14 protein-coding genes are annotated in these 16,196 nt (G+C 44.1%); 8 read left to right on the top strand and 6 right to left on the bottom strand.

Annotated features, from left to right (window positions below; genetic code table 11):
* Nucleotides 1-7: 7 nt before the first annotated feature.
* Together QXR92_00605 and QXR92_00600 are read right to left on the bottom strand one after the other, a co-directional pair.
* Nucleotides 8-1,267, bottom strand: a complete 1,260-nt coding sequence (locus tag QXR92_00605; protein ID MEM0318512.1) for a four-carbon acid sugar kinase family protein — start codon at nucleotides 1,265-1,267, stop codon at nucleotides 8-10.
* Nucleotides 1,267-2,229, bottom strand: a complete 963-nt coding sequence (locus tag QXR92_00600; GenBank protein MEM0318511.1) for a 2-keto-3-deoxygluconate permease — start codon at nucleotides 2,227-2,229, stop codon at nucleotides 1,267-1,269. Before QXR92_00600 ends, QXR92_00605 begins: the two co-directional genes overlap by 1 nt.
* A 262-nt stretch (nucleotides 2,230-2,491) precedes the next feature.
* On the opposite strand from QXR92_00600, the gene QXR92_00595 reads away from it, so the two are divergent.
* The 3 genes from QXR92_00595 to QXR92_00585 are packed head-to-tail and all read left to right on the top strand — an operon-like array spanning nucleotide 2,492 to nucleotide 7,170.
* On the top strand, nucleotides 2,492-3,196 hold the full coding sequence (locus tag QXR92_00595) for an ABC transporter ATP-binding protein (GenBank protein MEM0318510.1): 705 nt from the start codon (nucleotides 2,492-2,494) through the stop codon (nucleotides 3,194-3,196).
* Nucleotides 3,193-5,922 (top strand): CARDB domain-containing protein, encoded by a 2,730-nt coding sequence (locus tag QXR92_00590; GenBank protein ID MEM0318509.1) that lies wholly within the window; start codon nucleotides 3,193-3,195, stop codon nucleotides 5,920-5,922. Before QXR92_00595 ends, QXR92_00590 begins: the two co-directional genes overlap by 4 nt.
* Nucleotides 5,923-7,170, top strand: a complete 1,248-nt coding sequence (locus QXR92_00585; GenBank protein ID MEM0318508.1) for an FtsX-like permease family protein — start codon at nucleotides 5,923-5,925, stop codon at nucleotides 7,168-7,170. It begins immediately after the preceding gene.
* A gap of 10 nt (nucleotides 7,171-7,180) precedes the next feature.
* Here the strand turns inward: QXR92_00585 and QXR92_00580 are convergent, their stop codons facing one another.
* From QXR92_00580 to QXR92_00565, 4 genes are read right to left on the bottom strand one after another with little or no spacing between them, the layout of a single operon-like run.
* Nucleotides 7,181-8,449, bottom strand: coding sequence for a nickel-dependent hydrogenase large subunit (locus QXR92_00580; protein ID MEM0318507.1), 1,269 nt, complete (start codon nucleotides 8,447-8,449; stop codon nucleotides 7,181-7,183).
* Nucleotides 8,446-9,237, bottom strand: a complete 792-nt coding sequence (locus QXR92_00575; GenBank protein ID MEM0318506.1) for a hypothetical protein — start codon at nucleotides 9,235-9,237, stop codon at nucleotides 8,446-8,448. Before QXR92_00575 ends, QXR92_00580 begins: the two co-directional genes overlap by 4 nt.
* Nucleotides 9,234-10,073: an FAD/NAD(P)-binding protein gene (locus tag QXR92_00570; protein ID MEM0318505.1), complete on the bottom strand. Its 840-nt coding sequence runs from the start codon at nucleotides 10,071-10,073 to the stop codon at nucleotides 9,234-9,236. Before QXR92_00570 ends, QXR92_00575 begins: the two co-directional genes overlap by 4 nt.
* Nucleotides 10,060-11,106, bottom strand: a complete 1,047-nt coding sequence (locus QXR92_00565) for a 4Fe-4S dicluster domain-containing protein (protein MEM0318504.1) — start codon at nucleotides 11,104-11,106, stop codon at nucleotides 10,060-10,062. The genes QXR92_00570 and QXR92_00565 overlap by 14 nt, the downstream gene beginning before the upstream one ends.
* A gap of 162 nt (nucleotides 11,107-11,268) precedes the next feature.
* Here QXR92_00565 and QXR92_00560 point away from each other — a divergent pair, with 162 nt between their 5' ends.
* The 5 genes from QXR92_00560 (at nucleotide 11,269) to QXR92_00540 (ending at nucleotide 16,143) form a co-directional block, all read left to right on the top strand.
* A complete protein-coding gene (locus QXR92_00560; GenBank protein MEM0318503.1) occupies nucleotides 11,269-11,409 on the top strand; it encodes a hypothetical protein in 141 nt (46 codons plus the stop codon).
* Nucleotides 11,410-11,851: 442 nt separating this feature from the next.
* On the top strand, nucleotides 11,852-12,406 hold the full coding sequence (locus QXR92_00555; GenBank protein MEM0318502.1) for a hypothetical protein: 555 nt from the start codon (nucleotides 11,852-11,854) through the stop codon (nucleotides 12,404-12,406).
* A gap of 17 nt (nucleotides 12,407-12,423) precedes the next feature.
* Complete coding sequence (locus tag QXR92_00550) at nucleotides 12,424-13,917, top strand: SdrD B-like domain-containing protein (GenBank protein MEM0318501.1); 1,494 nt, start codon at nucleotides 12,424-12,426, stop codon at nucleotides 13,915-13,917.
* Nucleotides 13,918-13,957: 40 nt separating this feature from the next.
* Complete coding sequence (locus tag QXR92_00545) at nucleotides 13,958-15,163, top strand: signal peptidase I (protein MEM0318500.1); 1,206 nt, start codon at nucleotides 13,958-13,960, stop codon at nucleotides 15,161-15,163.
* Entirely contained in the window at nucleotides 15,160-16,143 is a 984-nt protein-coding gene (locus QXR92_00540; protein MEM0318499.1) for a DUF5305 family protein, read from the top strand. Before QXR92_00545 ends, QXR92_00540 begins: the two co-directional genes overlap by 4 nt.
* Nucleotides 16,144-16,196 lie beyond the last annotated feature (53 nt).

The following is a 16,196-nucleotide window of genomic DNA, read 5'->3' as shown; positions in this document are numbered from 1 at the left end:
CCTCCGTTTATAACCTGTAAAGAACTCTTATCAAAGTAAAATCATCTCCAAATCCACCTGCTTTAGTAGCAAATCTGACTCGAGCAGCAATATGTTGCATTAGAGGAATTCCAGGCTCTATCTCACCAATAACGAAAGTAGTTGTGCTTCCTAGTTGCTTCATAACAGAAGCAGAGATATCTCCACCACTCATAAATACCCCTCCAAAAACCTCTTTTTTTATTATATCTGAACATACTTTGCCAAGAAACTTCGCTATCAAATAACCTAAATCGGACATGTTTAGCTTGAGTTCACCCGCAAGAGCTCTACCTGTATCTATTTGATCCTCTGTTAAACTTGAGGTTATCAGCACACATCTTTTTTTACTTTTTCTGACCGTATCTATTACTCTTTGTTCTTCTTCTGTAGCATTCTTGATAGCTTTTTCTAGATCTATTTTAATCGCATCAACATCTTCCGTTTCTATTAAAATACGCATTTGCTTTCTTGTCACTTCATTAATAGAGCCAATACAGAAAAGGAGTTTAGGGGATCCAGTATAAATGAGTGTATTTCGAAGTAGTGCTTCAGCCATCCCAGCAGACCCTACCCAGAGAATTATCTTATTTCTGGCGCATTTTCCTACAGTTTTTACAAATATATCAAGATCTTCATCTGTTTCTATATCTGAAGAGATTGCCTTGTAAGAGCAAAGATCCTTTTCCCCTCCTATTCTTAGATCTTCAAGAGTAAAATGTATTCTTTCTTCTTCTTTTACCCAACTTAAATACCAACTAATCCTTGAGCTCTTAGTTGGAGATCTAGGATCTTTTCCAAAATATGTTTCTGAAACTGGTAAACCACTAACTAAATGAACTCCATTAATTGTAGTTCTTCCCTGTTTAGGTAAGGCAGGAGAAAAAACAACAATGTCAGCTCCTAGTTTCTCTGTAGCTTCGGCTACTTCTTCTAGTATATTCCCTCTTAACGTGGAGTCAATTTTTTTGTAGAATAAAACTTCATTGAATCGGATTCCAATACTCTTTAACTCTTCGCGAATTATCTCTATAGCTTCTTCAATTTTTTTCTTAGCGTCCCGAGGGGGTATGTTCCTACTTTCAGTACTATATGCGACAACGTCACTTTCTCTCAAGAGGATTCCCAGATCCTTCAAATCTGAAGTAAGCGATACTTTATATCCAGCCTTAGAAAATTGAACAGCAGTATCGCTTCCTCCCGTGTAATCATCAGCAAGTATTAAAGCTTTTTTAAATATTCCAAACATCAAGCATTCCTCTGCATTCTATATCTAGTAGCGACTATATGTGTGACTACTGGAGTTAAGATAGCAGTTATTAGTACAGCTGTAGCACATGCAGCACTGGCTGAAGCAACAAGTGAAGCATATCTAGGATCAACCTGTGCAACTATGGATGGAACAACAACGGAATTTCCAGCCGTTGTTCCTATAGCAAATCCTACACCGGGATTAGCGTCCTTGAAAAATGCTTTATACGATAAAAAGCCAAACGCTCCTGTTAAAAAAGTCGAAAGAAGTCCTATTATTGTACCACCAATAGCACCCATGCCCAGAGATCTTATATCAATTCCTGCTCCAAGGGCAAACGCAAAAAATGGAATAACTATCGATGCAGTTGGCTTATAAATTTCCCCAATTTTTTGATCTAAATTCCCCAAGATAAATCCCAGAATGTAAGGAAGAACTGCGGCTAGAAGAGCAAGCCCTGGTATTTGAGCAAGCCCAGCAACCCCAAGAAAAAGCATTGTGAAAAAAGGACCATCGTTGAGTGCGCTTGCGATATATGCTCCCACATCAGTAGCATCGCCATACTGGGAAGCAAGAGCAATCCACAGTCCGCCATTTGAATTTGATAAAGCAGCAAGAAGAGATAGAACACTGATTCCTGGTAATACTTCTCCTCTCCCAAGTAAATATATTCCTAGAGCTGCTATTATTGCTCCTGGAACCAGAGTCTTAGCAAGGAGTAAAGCACCCGCTTTTGCTAATACCTTTGGCGCAACTCTAACAGTAGTTTGTGCTCCTGTTGCAAAGATTAACAGCGCTATTAGAGGTAAGGCAGACTGCTTAAAGAGAGCCGTAACAAAACTCCCCATATCCAGAAAAGAAGGGAAAAAGGTCTTTACGAGACTTCCAAGAATAAGAGGAATTATCATGAGTCCTCCGGGTACCCTATTTATCGAATCCCATATCCTAATAAGAATCACCTAGTTAAGGAACTATTAGGATTGTAACTGAGAAATAAATTTAACATCTATTTTCTCTTAAATAGAAAACAAATTTTTACAATAACGACAAAAGTTCGCGCAAAAGCTAAAGTCCATGATTCTTTTCGCAATTTTTTGCATTTGAAACATTCGGGATTCATATTAACAACAGAGCAGATTATTCCCCTGTTTGCTAGTCCCGCACATTTCCCGCAGAAGTATATATAAGGACTTGAGTGAAGCTCAAAACTAGGCGAGATAATTGAGCAATAGGGCTCTCATGACTCTTAATGATGTTTGGAAGATCTACAGAATTGGCAAAGTGGAATACCCTGCCCTCAGGGGGGTCTCTCTCGAGATAAACAGAGGGGAATTCATAAGCATTGTTGGACCATCAGGGCACGGAAAGACAACTCTGCTCAACATATGTGGCACCATCGACAGGCCTACAAAAGGAAAGGTCATTCTTGACAACACAGATCTTAATTCACTCACAGACAATCAGCTCGCTGAGCTCAGGAACAAAAAGATGGGCTTCGTCTTCCAATCTTTCAATTTGATACCTCACCTCACAGCCATTGAAAACGTGGAGCTTCCCATGATCGCTCTGGGGATACCCCCTAGAGAGAGAAGGAGGAGGGCCCTGGAGATTCTTAGCAACTTTCTCCCAGAATCTGCCTTCAATAAGAAGCCTCTTGAGCTAAGCGGGGGGGAGCAGCAGAGGGTTGCTATAGCGAGGGCTCTAGTGAATAATCCTGAGATAATAATAGCGGATGAGCCGACAGGGAATCTGGACTCGGTAAACTCTACAAACATAGCCAGGATATTCAGAGAGCTGAGGGATCAGGGAAAGACAATAGTCATGGCAACCCACAACTTGGAGCTCACAAGCTTTGCAGACAGGATAGTCAGGATAAGAGATGGTAAAATTGTAGAAATAAAGGAGAGCAGGGGGATCTCATCATGAAGAACAAAGCCATCTTCCTATCATTGTTGATACTTTTCTCGTTTCTCTATATAACCTCCCCTTCTCAGGCACAGCAAGAAGGGGGATTATTCACCGTATTGAGCGCTTACTGGGGCTCGCAGCAGTCTCCAGCATGCGTTGGAGCAGGAATGCAGATGCAGCAACTCAATGTCGTTCTCAAATACAACGGAAACTCAACATATGGTGGAGTGAAGGGTCTCCTCTACCTGCCAAGCTATCTGAGCGATTCACTGAGCGGAGGTTCCATAGCTACTGCCACGAGCATGTCCCCTCTGGTTCCTGGGCAAACACTAACGCTCTCCTATTGGATAGATGTAAGCAATGGCGCCCCTGCTGGGTACTACCAGGCATTTATATCCATGTACGTCTACGACAGCGGGGCATGGAAGAACGTTGAAATAGATCCATTTACTATAACTCTAAGCAGCACCCCTTCCATTGCCCTAGCAGTTCCAACTATAATTTCCACACCTCCCGGATATGTGAATCTCAGCATACCAATTCAGAATGGTGGTAGCGGATATGCATATGGAGCACTTCTCACAGCATCATCTTCACAGCAGCAAGTTCTGGTTCTTAACCAAAGTATAAAAATTGGAACAATAGGTCCCATGGAAACATATCAGGCTGAGGTACCTCTTTATATTTCACCCTCAGCTGCTGGCTCTCTAATACCAATTTCCTTTAAGCTCTCTTTCTTGGACAGCTGTGGAATTGCTGAGAGCTATAGCACAAGCATATATCTGAGCATTCAACAGCCATCATCTCCTCAGCTATCCGTTCAGCTCGCACCCACGGTTCTCACTGCAGGCACAAACAGCACACTGAGCGTTCTTGTGATCAATTCCGGGAACCAGACAGCAAAAAGCCTGACAGTATCTCTCGAGCTTCCGCAGCAGCTCCTCTCTTCAGGAGGAAGCTCCAGCCTCTATCTCGGTGATCTTCAATCGAACCAATCAGCTACGGCTAACTTCAGCGTTCTGCCTCTTGGAATTTCAGGAAGCAAGACAGTGCTCCAGCTCTACGTCGATCTCAGCTATACTGACAGCTACGGAATTTCCAGAATGCAGAGGATCCCATTTCTCCTAACAATCGTGCAGCCAAAGAGCGTGCTATCCATTGATTTGGAGCCTCATAGCTTGATGGCAGGAGGAAAAGGCAACATAACAGTGACAATAACCAACAGTGGAAATACCTCGATAAGCGGCCTAGATGTAACAATATCTCCATCACAATCAATGAGCTTCCTTGGTTTCGATGGTAGATGGTATGTAGGAGACCTGCTTCCAGGAGAGAGCAGAAGCATAGCAATCCAGGTAATTGTTCAACCTACAGCCAGCGGTATGGCTACTTTGACCCTCAGCATGTCATACACGGATTCAACATTCACTGCTAGAACGGAGAGCAGAACCGAAAGCATACTCATAATGGGCTCCCCCACAGTTTCGAACTTCCTGGTGACTCCCTCGCCCCAAAGCGTTGTTGGAGGTCTCTGCTGCTCTCAGATCAATTTGACCATAACAAGCACAGCAGCAAAGAGGCTTGATAATGTTTCGCTCACCATATCTCCTGGGAACCTCATCATTGTGGGATCCAGCGGAAGATTCTACTTGGGAAGCATAAATCCTGGAGAGAGCAGGAGCGTGAGCTTCAGCGTCTATGCCAACGCTGTTCAGTCCATACAGTACGCGACCCTTGCTGCTGCAATCACCTATACAGATCCCACAACTGGAAGCATCATCTCTGAAAACGATCCCTTTACTCTGATGATAGTTCCAGCAACCTCGAAGCTACCTCTCCAGATAAGCACTGAAACCTGGATAGTGACTGCAGGACAGACAAACTATCTGAACCTCTCCCTCATCAACCCAAACAGCTTTGCATTAGGGCAGATCAGCATAACTTTAACACCACCAAGCGGAACTATACTGCCTGGAACGGGGAATTACTACATAGATTCACTGGGTCCGGGAGAAACAACACAGATCTCCATACCCCTATATATACCATCCACAATGAGCTCATCAACAGTGGCTCTCACAGCCTCAATAAGCTACTTCGATGGTTCCACAATAACAAGCACATCAAAGACCTTAACCTTCCTCTTGGCACTGCCCCCATCTCTGAAGATCACAAACTACGCTGTTCTCCCCCAAACAATATCTCCAGGGCAGACCTTCTCAGCATCCCTGACAATAGCTAACACTGGCATAGGTCCCGCCTACAATGTAACTATAGCTGTCCTCCCGAGCCCTCTGTACTCCACACTCCTTGGCTCGCAGAGCTTCATTAACCAGCTCAACAGCGGGTCCTCAACAACGGTGACATTCAGCTTCAGGCTCTCGAGCAATGTAAATGCAACAACATTCCCTGGAAATGAAACAATAACAAGAACTTTCACGAGAACATTTACCCAAACACAGCCAGTGGGCAACATAACCAGAACCTATCCCATCGGTGAATCAAGGCAGCCAATCGAAAGCGTAAACTTCGTCATAACATATTCAGACAACGTTGGAAAGCAGTACAGCACGGAGCTCTCAATCCCACTCACAATATCCCCTAGCAGCAACAACACATCCACAACAGCAATAAATACATCGAGCACATCTCTCCACTCCTACGTGCTTCCCACAGCTATAGCTGTTGTAGCAATTCTCACAATATACATATCACTGAGAGCAGTCATGAGAGGTAAGAAGTGAATGAGAATAAACGATATATTTTTTCTAGCATTCAGGGCTCTCTCTAGGCACAAAGTCAGAACTATACTGCTGATACTCAGCGTGACAATCGGCATAGCTGCTATAATAGCTCTTACTTCCCAGACGGAAGGAATAGGAAGAAGCATATCCTCACAGCTCCAGAAGCTTGGACCAGACACCATCTTGGTGAACGTCATGGGAAGGAGACTGACGGATCCCGACGTATATGTAATAAGTACCCTTGATGGAGTCAACCAGGTGATTCCAATAGTTAGACTCACAGGCACGGTTACCATAGGAGACTCAACGTCATCAGCAACCATATACGGCATCTCCTCTCAATATATTACATCAATCCTGGGAGAGGTGAATTTGGCAGCAGGAGCGCTCTATCAGGATTCAGCCGTTCCCATGGCTGTTATAGGCCACGATCTGGCTTTCTCCAATACAACCAACCAGCTTCTTATATCCCCCGGGCAGGTGATCACAGTCACTCTAAACAGAGGTGGCTTCTCACAGTCTGCTTCTCAAGCCATATTGATTGTATCAGGCGTTCTCAATAGCTATGGAGCAATGAGCTTCATATCCCCAGATACTAGCATATTCATCCCAATCCAGGCAGCAATGCAGCTAAGCGGAGCTGGAGGATATGACATGCTTCTAATAAAGGTGAGCAGCGTCAGCTACATAGACACAGTAGAGCAGGATCTCAGGAACATATATGGAAGCTCTGTAAATGCTCTTTCACCAACACAGATAGCCCAGACCATGCAGAGCGTGATAGGGCAAATGTCAATACTGCTAGGAGGAATAGCAGCAATATCGCTGCTAGCAGCAGCTCTGGGCATAATAAACATGATGCTTGTAACAGTGACTGAGAGAACGAGAGAGATAGGAACAATGAAGGCCATCGGCTTCAAGAGCAGACAGGTTATGGCCCAAATTCTCGTTGAAGGCATTCTTATAGGAGCTCTTGGTTCTTTCATAGGAATAATAGTCGGCACACTTCTATCATATATGATTCCAGGAATTCTCACAGGCAGTTTTTCTCCATTTCCAACATCTACCTCGAGAATAGGAATGAGAGGAGCGAGTGCTACAATAGCACTCAGCTATCAACCTTACATAAATCCAACAATAGTAGCTATATCAGTAGCCCTAGGAATAGGAGTCAGCCTAGTATCTAGCATATATCCAGCGAGAAAGGCTGCCAGCATGGATCCCGTAAAAGCCCTCCGCTATGAATGAGCCTACAAAATCAATGAACAGAGCACGATATGCATGGATCGAACTGCCTTATGACTTTCTGAACTTCCTGGATCAACTTTTCCCTACTTTCCCTTTTTTCTACGAGCTCCATTCTGTATAGATGCTCCATAGAGAAATTCTCCATCGCCAGTAAGTTCTGAGATGTTGGAGGGATTATGTTGGCTTCCTCAACGACCCCTCTACTACCTACTCTGTACCTATGATACAATATGCCTCTTGGAGCCTCAACTGCACCCCAATATGTCCCCGGATCTATGCGCGGCTCTCTGAGCTCTATCTGCTCAGGTCTATAGGAATCTATGAACTCTGCGAGTCTCAGGATGAACTCATAGAGCTCTGCAGCTCTCGCTATTATACTATGATGAATGTTCCTAAGAGGAGGAGCAAAGCCGAAGGATTTCAGCATTCTCCTGACCTCAGACCTCAACGAATAGAAAGAATTGTTGAATCTTGAAATTGGACCAACAACATACACTACTCCCTCTCTAGTTCTGTACCTGAGAGAGTTCGAGTATGGAACCTGCTCGGGCCTTACAAAGTCCTCAAATTTGCTCACATCGAATCTCCTTTCCTCGAAGCAAATTTCTCTCGATATCACTGGATAATCGATGGAGCTGCACAGAGACATCATTCTAATCTGCTGCTGATAATTCGGAAGCCTCTCGACGCTTTCCAGAACAAATTCGGATAGCTTCCTCGCATTAGTTATAGCTCTTTCAGCATCTATGGATAGGGAGGCAACCTCACCTATCTCAGGCATCCTGTAGACCCCACCTATCCTTATGTTTACAACGTTGTGATACCTTCCGCCGAGAACCTTCATTACCTTTCTGGACCACATGAACAGGTCAACTGCCATTTTGTGGAGCGAGGGATCCTTCTTGAAGACCTCCAGAGAGGAAGGAGCTCCTAGCAGGTCGGGAAGCTGAAGATAGAGTATATGAAGGACATTGCTCTTCACGTGCTCTGCATAGAAAATCGCTTCCCTCAGCCTATCCTGCTCTGCAGGAACCTCAATCCCCATTCCCCTCTCGAAGGCCGTAGCAGCGGCCATCTGATATGAGACGCTGCATATACCACATATTCTGCTTGCAATCTCGGGAACTTCAGCAGGTCTCCTGCCTCTCATTATGTACTCGATGAACCTGGGTGCTTCAAAAATATGGATTTCAACTTTCTCAACTCTCCCGTTCACAAATACTAGCCTTGCCTTCCCCTCCCCCTCAACCCTTGTCAGCAAGGCTTCTTCCGCACTCATTTTCCTCCACCTCCAACTATTCTGCTGAAATATTCCTTATCCTTCGCATAGCTGAATCTCATAAGGAAGGAAATAATGTCCTCCCTTTTCCCCAGCCCTAGTTTTTCCATCCTTGCAGCCAGCTTTTCAGCATCCTTGGCAGCCAAGTCCCCCCTTATTCCAAAGCAGCCTATGCACCCCCTTCCAAAGCTTGGGCATATTGCCCCGCAGCCTGCCGGGACCACAGGACCCAGGCACAGCATCTTCCCTTTAGTGAGGACACACTCATTTCCTCTTCTCTTGCACTCGGCGCAGAGAGACTCGAGAATGAGAACTTCCCCGCCTCCAAGGACGAGCTTTCTCATGAGCCTGAGGAAACTATCTCCATTTATCGGGCATCCTGGCACTGCTAAATCAGTCTTTATTATCTCAGGTATTGAATAGACTTCCTCCTCCACTTCTATAAGCTCCGGCCTCAGGTACACATTTCTCTTAACATCGTTGATATCTATCCTGTCTCTCAGAGATTGCACTCCACCATATGTAGAACAGGTTCCCACTGCGATCACAATCTTGCTTTTCTCTCTAATCTCCTTGACCCTATCCATCTGCTCTCTATTCACAACTGAGCCCTCTATCAAGAATATATCGAAGCCCCCCTCTGATACATTTGTGTCCTGAAGCTCTGGAAAATATGATATTTCTATCAACTCGGAAAGCAAAGGATCGCTGAGCAGGGCGTATATGATCTCGTTAATGCATCCAGAGCACGATGAGAGCTTATCAACCCCCAACCTCAGCCTGCTCATATCCCCTCAACCTCCATATAGCGGGAGACCTCCTCATAGGAAAAAACTGGCCCATCCTTGCACACATAGTAATGTCCGAGCTGGCATGTTCCACAAACACCAAACCCGCACCTCATCCTCCTCTCCAGCGAAACGAAAATCCTTCTTGGTTCAGCTCCCATTTCAACGAGCCTCTTTGAGGCAATCTTCATCATGATCTCCGGTCCACATATGAAGCTCATCTCGTTTCCTTCCAACCTAATCTTCTTCAGAATGTCCGGCACCAAGCCAACCTCACCTTCCCATCCTTCAGCAGGTCTATCTACAGTTAACACAAACTCCGTTCCAGGAAATGCCCTGTAGGAATCGAGCTCGTATTTATATAGAAACTCGGCAGGTCCTCTGGAACCGTAGATTACTATTAGCCTCCCATATTCCTCCCTTTTTCTCTGAATAAATTTCAGCACCGGCCTTAGGGGAGCAAAGCCTATTCCGCCCCCAGCAATTATAACGTTCTTCCCCTTTGCCTCCTCAACAGGCCATCCCCTGCCATAGGGGCCTCTAATCCCAATCTTATCCCCTTCCTTGATGCTCGACAGCATGTATCTAGATACAACTCCAACCCCTCTCACGGTAATTGTTACCATGGTCCCTTCATCTGTGTCCTCAGCCAGGTCGGAGAGGGAGATAGGTATCTCACCGAAGCCCTTCAAGTAGACCATTATGAATTGCCCTGGCCTGAACTCATCGCTCCTCCTATCAGGAACAAGTATTCTGAATGTCTTTGTGTCCCTGGTCTCATTTTTCACTTCAACTACCTCAGCAACCTTCGGAACAGCAATGCTACTTGCGGCCATAGGAGCTAAGCACCTCCTCAAGCGATTTTCTGAGATCGATTCCCATGGGACAAAAGGCGATGCATCTTCCGCAGCCTACACATGCATTCCTCTTAATTCTCCATGAGGAGAATAGGAACTTATGCAGGACAAAGTGTCTGTACCTCATGTATTGCTCCTTTCTGAAATGCATCCCCGCAATTTGCCCATATACTGGAGAAAGACATCCAACCCAGAGCCTGCTTCTCTTGGCACTTCCATCCATTTTCAGATCATCGATGAACTCAGTGCAGGAGCATGTAGGGCAAACCATGTTACAGTTTGAGCATCCAAGACAGCTCTCACTCAACTTCCTCCAGAGCTGAGCATCATGCATTGATCTATCCAGGGCATCCCCAAATCCATTCCTCACAGCCAGAGTTTCACTCACAGCCTTTTTCCTTCCCTCCTCCACCTTCTTCTCATAAAACCGAAGCTCACTGCTTTCTCCATCAATTTCCCTAACAGGAATTCTCGATAGAAGCTCGTCCCCCCTCTCAGTCCCGCTCCTGAAAAGGACGCAGTCTCTCCCTATGAAAGCATAGGATATGTCGAATCCCTCTGTAGCAGAGGGACCTGTTTCCAGGGATCCACAGAAGCAATAGGGGCCAACCTCCAAGCACTCTTCAGCAACTATCCAGAGCAACCTCTCTCTTCTCTGCCTGTAGATGGGATCATCCGAGAGAAGGGCATCGAGAATCTTGATCGAACTAACATCGCATGGTCTAACACCAAAGAGTGCCCAACTGCTTACCCCCACAGAAGCTAAATATGAAGTATAATTTCCCTCTGTGACTATGTAGTCCTGAACAGGTGGATGAGCTACTTCCTTGACTGAGTGGTGCGTCAGAGAGCTGATGCCACCAACTCCCAATGGGAGTTCGTTAATTGAATTCAGCTCTCCATAAACAATACTTCCATTTTTCACTTTTGGTCCATAAACAACCATAACAGAAGCCTTCAGCTCCTCAAATAGCTTTTCCACGGCATCTCTGTTTCCAATGTAGTACTTCATGGTACCACACAGCGGAGACAAGTTTTTTTCCTTTATTTCAAAAATTAAATTAGTATTCTTAATTATATTAAGCTTTTCTTTTTATAAAAGATAAAAAATAAAATAATTATACATTTTTCCCATTATTTTAAAAATATTAAGCAAGAAAAAAGAGGACCTCTGATGATTTTAGCAGAAGCTATGGTTAGCAAAAAGATCGCGTTCGTCGGCCTTTCCAGGAATGTGCAGAGCTATAGCCCTCCAAGCATCAGAGAGAAGAGCAATAGTGCAGTTTCAGAAATCGAGGGCATTAGCAGTGCTTAATCCTTATATTGAACTTAGCATGGAGCAGCGCATGCTTCACTCATTTGCTTAACTAACCCTTTTAAAGTATTGTGTGGTGGGATGTTGGAAGCACTTGCAATGTCTTTCAACAAGCTTCATGAAAAACATAGCTAGAAGCACTCTGACAGCTCGAATATATAAAAATATGTGTTGCTGAGAGGAACCTCCTGAAAGGAGGCATGGGACTAGGAGAAGTAACGAACATAGCGGAATTCCCCGCTGCCAGAGAAATCATTATTCATGAGAGGGTTCATAGCTGGTTGTGGAAGAGGCAACAACATTTTTGATATATAATAAGTGCTTACTGCTGAACAATAAATAAAATACAGGCTTTTCGAGTTAATTGCTTAAAAACAACTGTTCTACTTGCTGATGCAGAGAAAAGAACTCATTTTTTTAATTATTTTTTGGTGAAATTAAAATGGAAGGGAAAAATATTATACCTATTTTAGCAATAGCAGTGACCCTCGCTCTAATAACCTCAGCAGTAGCAATGTGGAGTGAAACACTGAGGCTAAACGTCACAGTAAACACAGGAGAGGTCAAGGTAGCATTTAGCGGATGGAAATGCAGCGATGAGGGAAGCGATCCCCAGGCACAGGGCTTCGACAACAGCGAAGGAAAGGATGTTGCATGGTGCAGCGTAGCATCTGAAGTTCTAGACAGCAATGGAAATGTTATAAAGCTAAATGTAACCATAGGAAATGCGTATCCAGGCTATTCTCCCGTAATATCCTTCAATGTAACCAATATTGGAACAATACCTGTTAAGCTGTATTCAAGCAGCATAACAGGCCTCAACAGTACGGCCCTTAATGCATCTCTCTCTATACCTCAGAGCACCCAGCTTCATCCAGGCGATGTTGGACAATATGCACTCAGCATAACAGTTCTTCAGAGCGCCGATGAGAACGCCCAATATACATTTGAGGTAACACTGGTATTTGCTCAGTGGAATGAAGTAACTACTCCATAAGAGTGATGAAATTGACAATGAACAACAGCAAGATATGGTTTTTTCTTCTTCTCTTCATAGGCAGCATTTTAACAGCAGCTATGGCCATGTGGGGGGAAAGCCTCAAAGTTAACACCTCTGTAAATACGGGAGAGCTAGATATAAGATTCGTTCCAGGTAGCGTGATCACATCCGATCCCTGCGGCTCTTTCCCAGGCTACGATTGGAATGCAACATATTATCCAAATGCAGGTGCAACGCAACTTGACAAGAATGTTGGATGCACAGCAATACAGCTCATAGACAGCGATGGAGATGGAGACCATGATACACTGAACATGGTAATCTACAACGCCTATCCCTGGTACTATGCTCACACAGCCTTCAAGGTGGAAAACGATGGCACTATACCTCTGAAGATATGGAGAGTTGGCATAAACGGAAACTATTACTATGCTATAGATGGCAGCGAGCTCCTGGATCTGAACAATGATGGACTGCCAGATGTATCCATTTGGTGGGGAGATAACTTTGGAGTGCAGCTGCATCCTGGCAATAGCGCAGACTTGAGCTTTGATGTCGTTGTTCTGCAGAGTGCTCCGATGGGCTCAACACTGATAATAAACATAACAATAGAGGCAGTGCAGTGGAACGAATATCAGGTACCCCCCTCAGTTCAAGGGGGCTCTCTGAGCGGCTACGTTTATCATGATGCTAACGAGAACCAAATATATGATCCTATTGAAGATCCCCTGCAAGGGATAGCACTTCAGCTACTGAACAGCGCAAATGCGTTAATAGCAACGACTGTGACAAACAGCTTGGGCTTCTACTCGTTCGGCAATCTGCCTTCAGGTAATTACATAATTAAAGTTATGCCTCCTGCTGGATATACAAACACAACCTATACAGAGATAGTGGTTAGCCTCTCATCTGGAGAGAATAAAATCAATTTGAACTTCGGCATGAAGCCATTTCCTTCCCTCTCAATCTCCAAGGACTTCAGGCACACAGATGTAAATTGGAAAACCACAGGCTGGTACCTTGGAACTCCTCTGGATATGAAGGATGGAAACTACATAGTGAACGTTACGCTTGATAAGAACGGCAAAATAAAGAGCTCAGTTCCAGGAGTGTTCTATGGACTCCTGAACATAACTGGAAGCGGAATTTTCAGCATAAACGTTACTGATGTATTCGAGGATCATTTCGATGTTAAAGTTAGCCATGGAAATGCAGACATTCATGTATTTGTATTGAAAGGCTCGAATCTCAATGAGATAACAAATTCATCAATTATTTATCTCAATAATAACAACAACACTGCCAAAATCTCTCTTATCCTGGGAACACCACTAAGTTCTGGAGACTCTGTGCTAATCTATTTGAAATTTGAGATGAGTGATTGGTTAGATGGGCAGGAATACAGCTCAGTGGATAAGTACTTCACTAACAATGCAACTCTGATAACGAATATCGGAAGCGCTAGCGCTTCAGCAACCATATATCTTCAACAGCATCAAGAGAAATAGAGCGAGGTGAAAAGGCTTTTTTACAATAGAGAAGAAAAGCATGATGGCTGGCATTTCAGCCAGCCTCCTCATCCTTGCTCCTAACATAGCCCTACTTTTGAGGAATTTCTCAGGCTTTCTGATTTCCTATAACCTATGGATCCTCTCAGTTCTTCCTGCGGTAGGATTACTCCACAGAAGAGGAAAAGGAATCTTGAAGCTATCCGATTCTCTAATAGCATCAACTTCTCTCCTCCTTATATACACGATGATGGGCCTAGCTATCGGTTTTGACTTCAAACAAGCTCTATCTCCGGTCTTTCTTTTATCCTATATTCCCCTCATAGCAATACAGGACCTTGGAGCTGAAACACTAAGAGCAGCATCAATATCATTCATGAAAAGGGAAAGCATGAAGTACGCAGTTGGTACTATGGCTGGCTTTCTATACCAGGGAAGCGTGCTATCTACCTTATCTCTGCTGCAATCCTCTTACAATCTTCCTGCTAGAGCTCTCGACCTCATCATTTACAGCGCCCTTCTAACTACAATCCTAATACTCTCAGGACCAATTTCAACATTTCTATTCAGATTCGTCCAGGATTTATATTGGGGGATCTTTCCCCTAACTGCTTCTCGCGCTTCTCTGGGACCTGCTTGGTATGGCTTCGATTCCCTCATTCTGTTCTTCTTTCTCATTTATTTCTCATCTCTCAACTGCACTCTGAGGGGATCAAGACTAACTCTGTTCAGCAGCAGATTGAAAAGAATTGTGAAGCAGCTGATTCCCATCAGCAGCTTCCTCATTATAGCTATCCTCTTCCTTTCAATGATATCTCTTAGATTGCAGCCATTTGTCATAGTGAGCGAGAGCATGAAGCCTCAGTTCGAAGTAGGGGATATAGTAATAGTTTCCCTCTCTCATAGGTCTCCAGAGCTTGGGGAAATAGTGCTCTACAGAGGAAGCAATGGCGAGCTGATTGCCCACAGAGTTGTTGCTATAAGCAAAGAAGGATTAGTTACAAGGGGAGACGCCCTTCCAACAGCAGATCCAGATCCAGTAAAAATAGAGCAAATAATTGGGACAGTTAGATGGAAAATACCTTGGATAGGATGGATAACAATTATCTTGAGAAATGGAGCAAGCTATATATATAATGTAGCAGGAAGCTTAGAGGGGAGGAGCATATTTATGCTATTGATAGCATCAGCAGCAATTCTCATTCTGAAGAAAGGCTTAAACGGAAGAGGTGCCATCAGAAAGTGAGCAGAGGCTCAAAGAAGCACACACTCCTTCTAATCATCTCAGCTCTCCTGATAATTGCGGGCCTCGCACTCTCAATTGCATCTTACTCAAAACCAGAGCAGCTGACGAAAACCACCCTCCTGTACAATGAATTCAGAGAGTCCGACTTTCAGATCTACCTTCACTTTCTTCCCAACGAGATATATCCCTCTGACTATATAACATTCAGTACAGGTGTTCCCATCTATGCTTCTCTAGTCAATGAAATCGTGGTAAATCAAACAGAGAAGCTGAGCGGTGGGAGCTTCAGCGGAAATGCCACGTATACCATAGCACTAGTTCATCCAGACGGATGGACAAAGAACTACTACCTAAGTAGCATGAATGTCACTGGCATGAGTTCATTCTCAAAAACCTTTGTGCTAAACTTGAGCGAAGTTACATCCTACATGGACTATTTATCGAGACAGGCAGGTCTGAGGCTAACTTCGTATAATATAAGCATAAGCTCCAGCGGTCCTGCAGAAGTTCTCATTGGAGGATATAGAGCAACGAGCGTCTTCTCTCACGAACTAGTTATCAAGGTTGATCTTTCGAGAAACAGGATAGAAATAGGCACCCCACTCCACTACTCAGCAAATATATCGAAAACAAATTCCACTATAATACAGAACAGCATCTCTGGAATGAGTGTTTCCACTGCTAGAACGCTTTCTATTCTAATTTCCATTGCTGGAACTGCTTCCCTTTTCCTATATGTAGCTGTGAGGGAGAGCAGAGCATCGAGTGAGCAGGAGAAGTTCGAGAAAAAATATGGCAGCATAATAATTAAAGGAAGCACTCAGAACCCTCTATGCACTTCCACGAGGATTGAGCTCAAGGATCCTGAAGAGCTGGTAAAGGCGTCAAAAATACTGGAGAGGCCAATTGTTGCAGGCAGTGAAGGAGAGTATATTGTAAATGATAGAGATATTTGTTACGTATATAAATTTTTGGACTAAATGAAATAACAATATAACACACTATTACGAAAAAATTATATATTTGAAAAGCA

The organism is Fervidicoccaceae archaeon (genome assembly GCA_038734945.1).
In the GTDB taxonomy this organism is placed as follows: Archaea; Thermoproteota; Thermoprotei_A; order Sulfolobales; family Fervidicoccaceae; genus ARK-14.
This window is presented reverse-complemented; position numbering and strand designations above follow the sequence as displayed.

Bases quoted from the DNA above. Each gene is read 5' to 3' on its own strand.
- QXR92_00605 (MEM0318512.1), bottom strand. From the start codon at position 1,267: ATGTTTGGAATATTTAAAAAAGCTTTAATACTTGCTGATGATTACACG.
- QXR92_00590 (MEM0318509.1), top strand. From the start codon at position 3,193: ATGAAGAACAAAGCCATCTTCCTATCATTGTTGATACTTTTCTCGTTT.
- QXR92_00585 (MEM0318508.1), top strand. From the start codon at position 5,923: ATGAGAATAAACGATATATTTTTTCTAGCATTCAGGGCTCTCTCTAGG.
- QXR92_00580 (MEM0318507.1), bottom strand. From the start codon at position 8,449: ATGAGTGCGGAAGAAGCCTTGCTGACAAGGGTTGAGGGGGAGGGGAAG.
- QXR92_00575 (MEM0318506.1), bottom strand. From the start codon at position 9,237: ATGAGCAGGCTGAGGTTGGGGGTTGATAAGCTCTCATCGTGCTCTGGA.
- QXR92_00570 (MEM0318505.1), bottom strand. From the start codon at position 10,073: ATGGCCGCAAGTAGCATTGCTGTTCCGAAGGTTGCTGAGGTAGTTGAA.
- QXR92_00565 (MEM0318504.1), bottom strand. From the start codon at position 11,106: ATGAAGTACTACATTGGAAACAGAGATGCCGTGGAAAAGCTATTTGAG.
- QXR92_00560 (MEM0318503.1), top strand. From the start codon at position 11,269: ATGATTTTAGCAGAAGCTATGGTTAGCAAAAAGATCGCGTTCGTCGGC.
- QXR92_00555 (MEM0318502.1), top strand. From the start codon at position 11,852: ATGGAAGGGAAAAATATTATACCTATTTTAGCAATAGCAGTGACCCTC.
- QXR92_00550 (MEM0318501.1), top strand. From the start codon at position 12,424: ATGAACAACAGCAAGATATGGTTTTTTCTTCTTCTCTTCATAGGCAGC.
- QXR92_00545 (MEM0318500.1), top strand. From the start codon at position 13,958: ATGATGGCTGGCATTTCAGCCAGCCTCCTCATCCTTGCTCCTAACATA.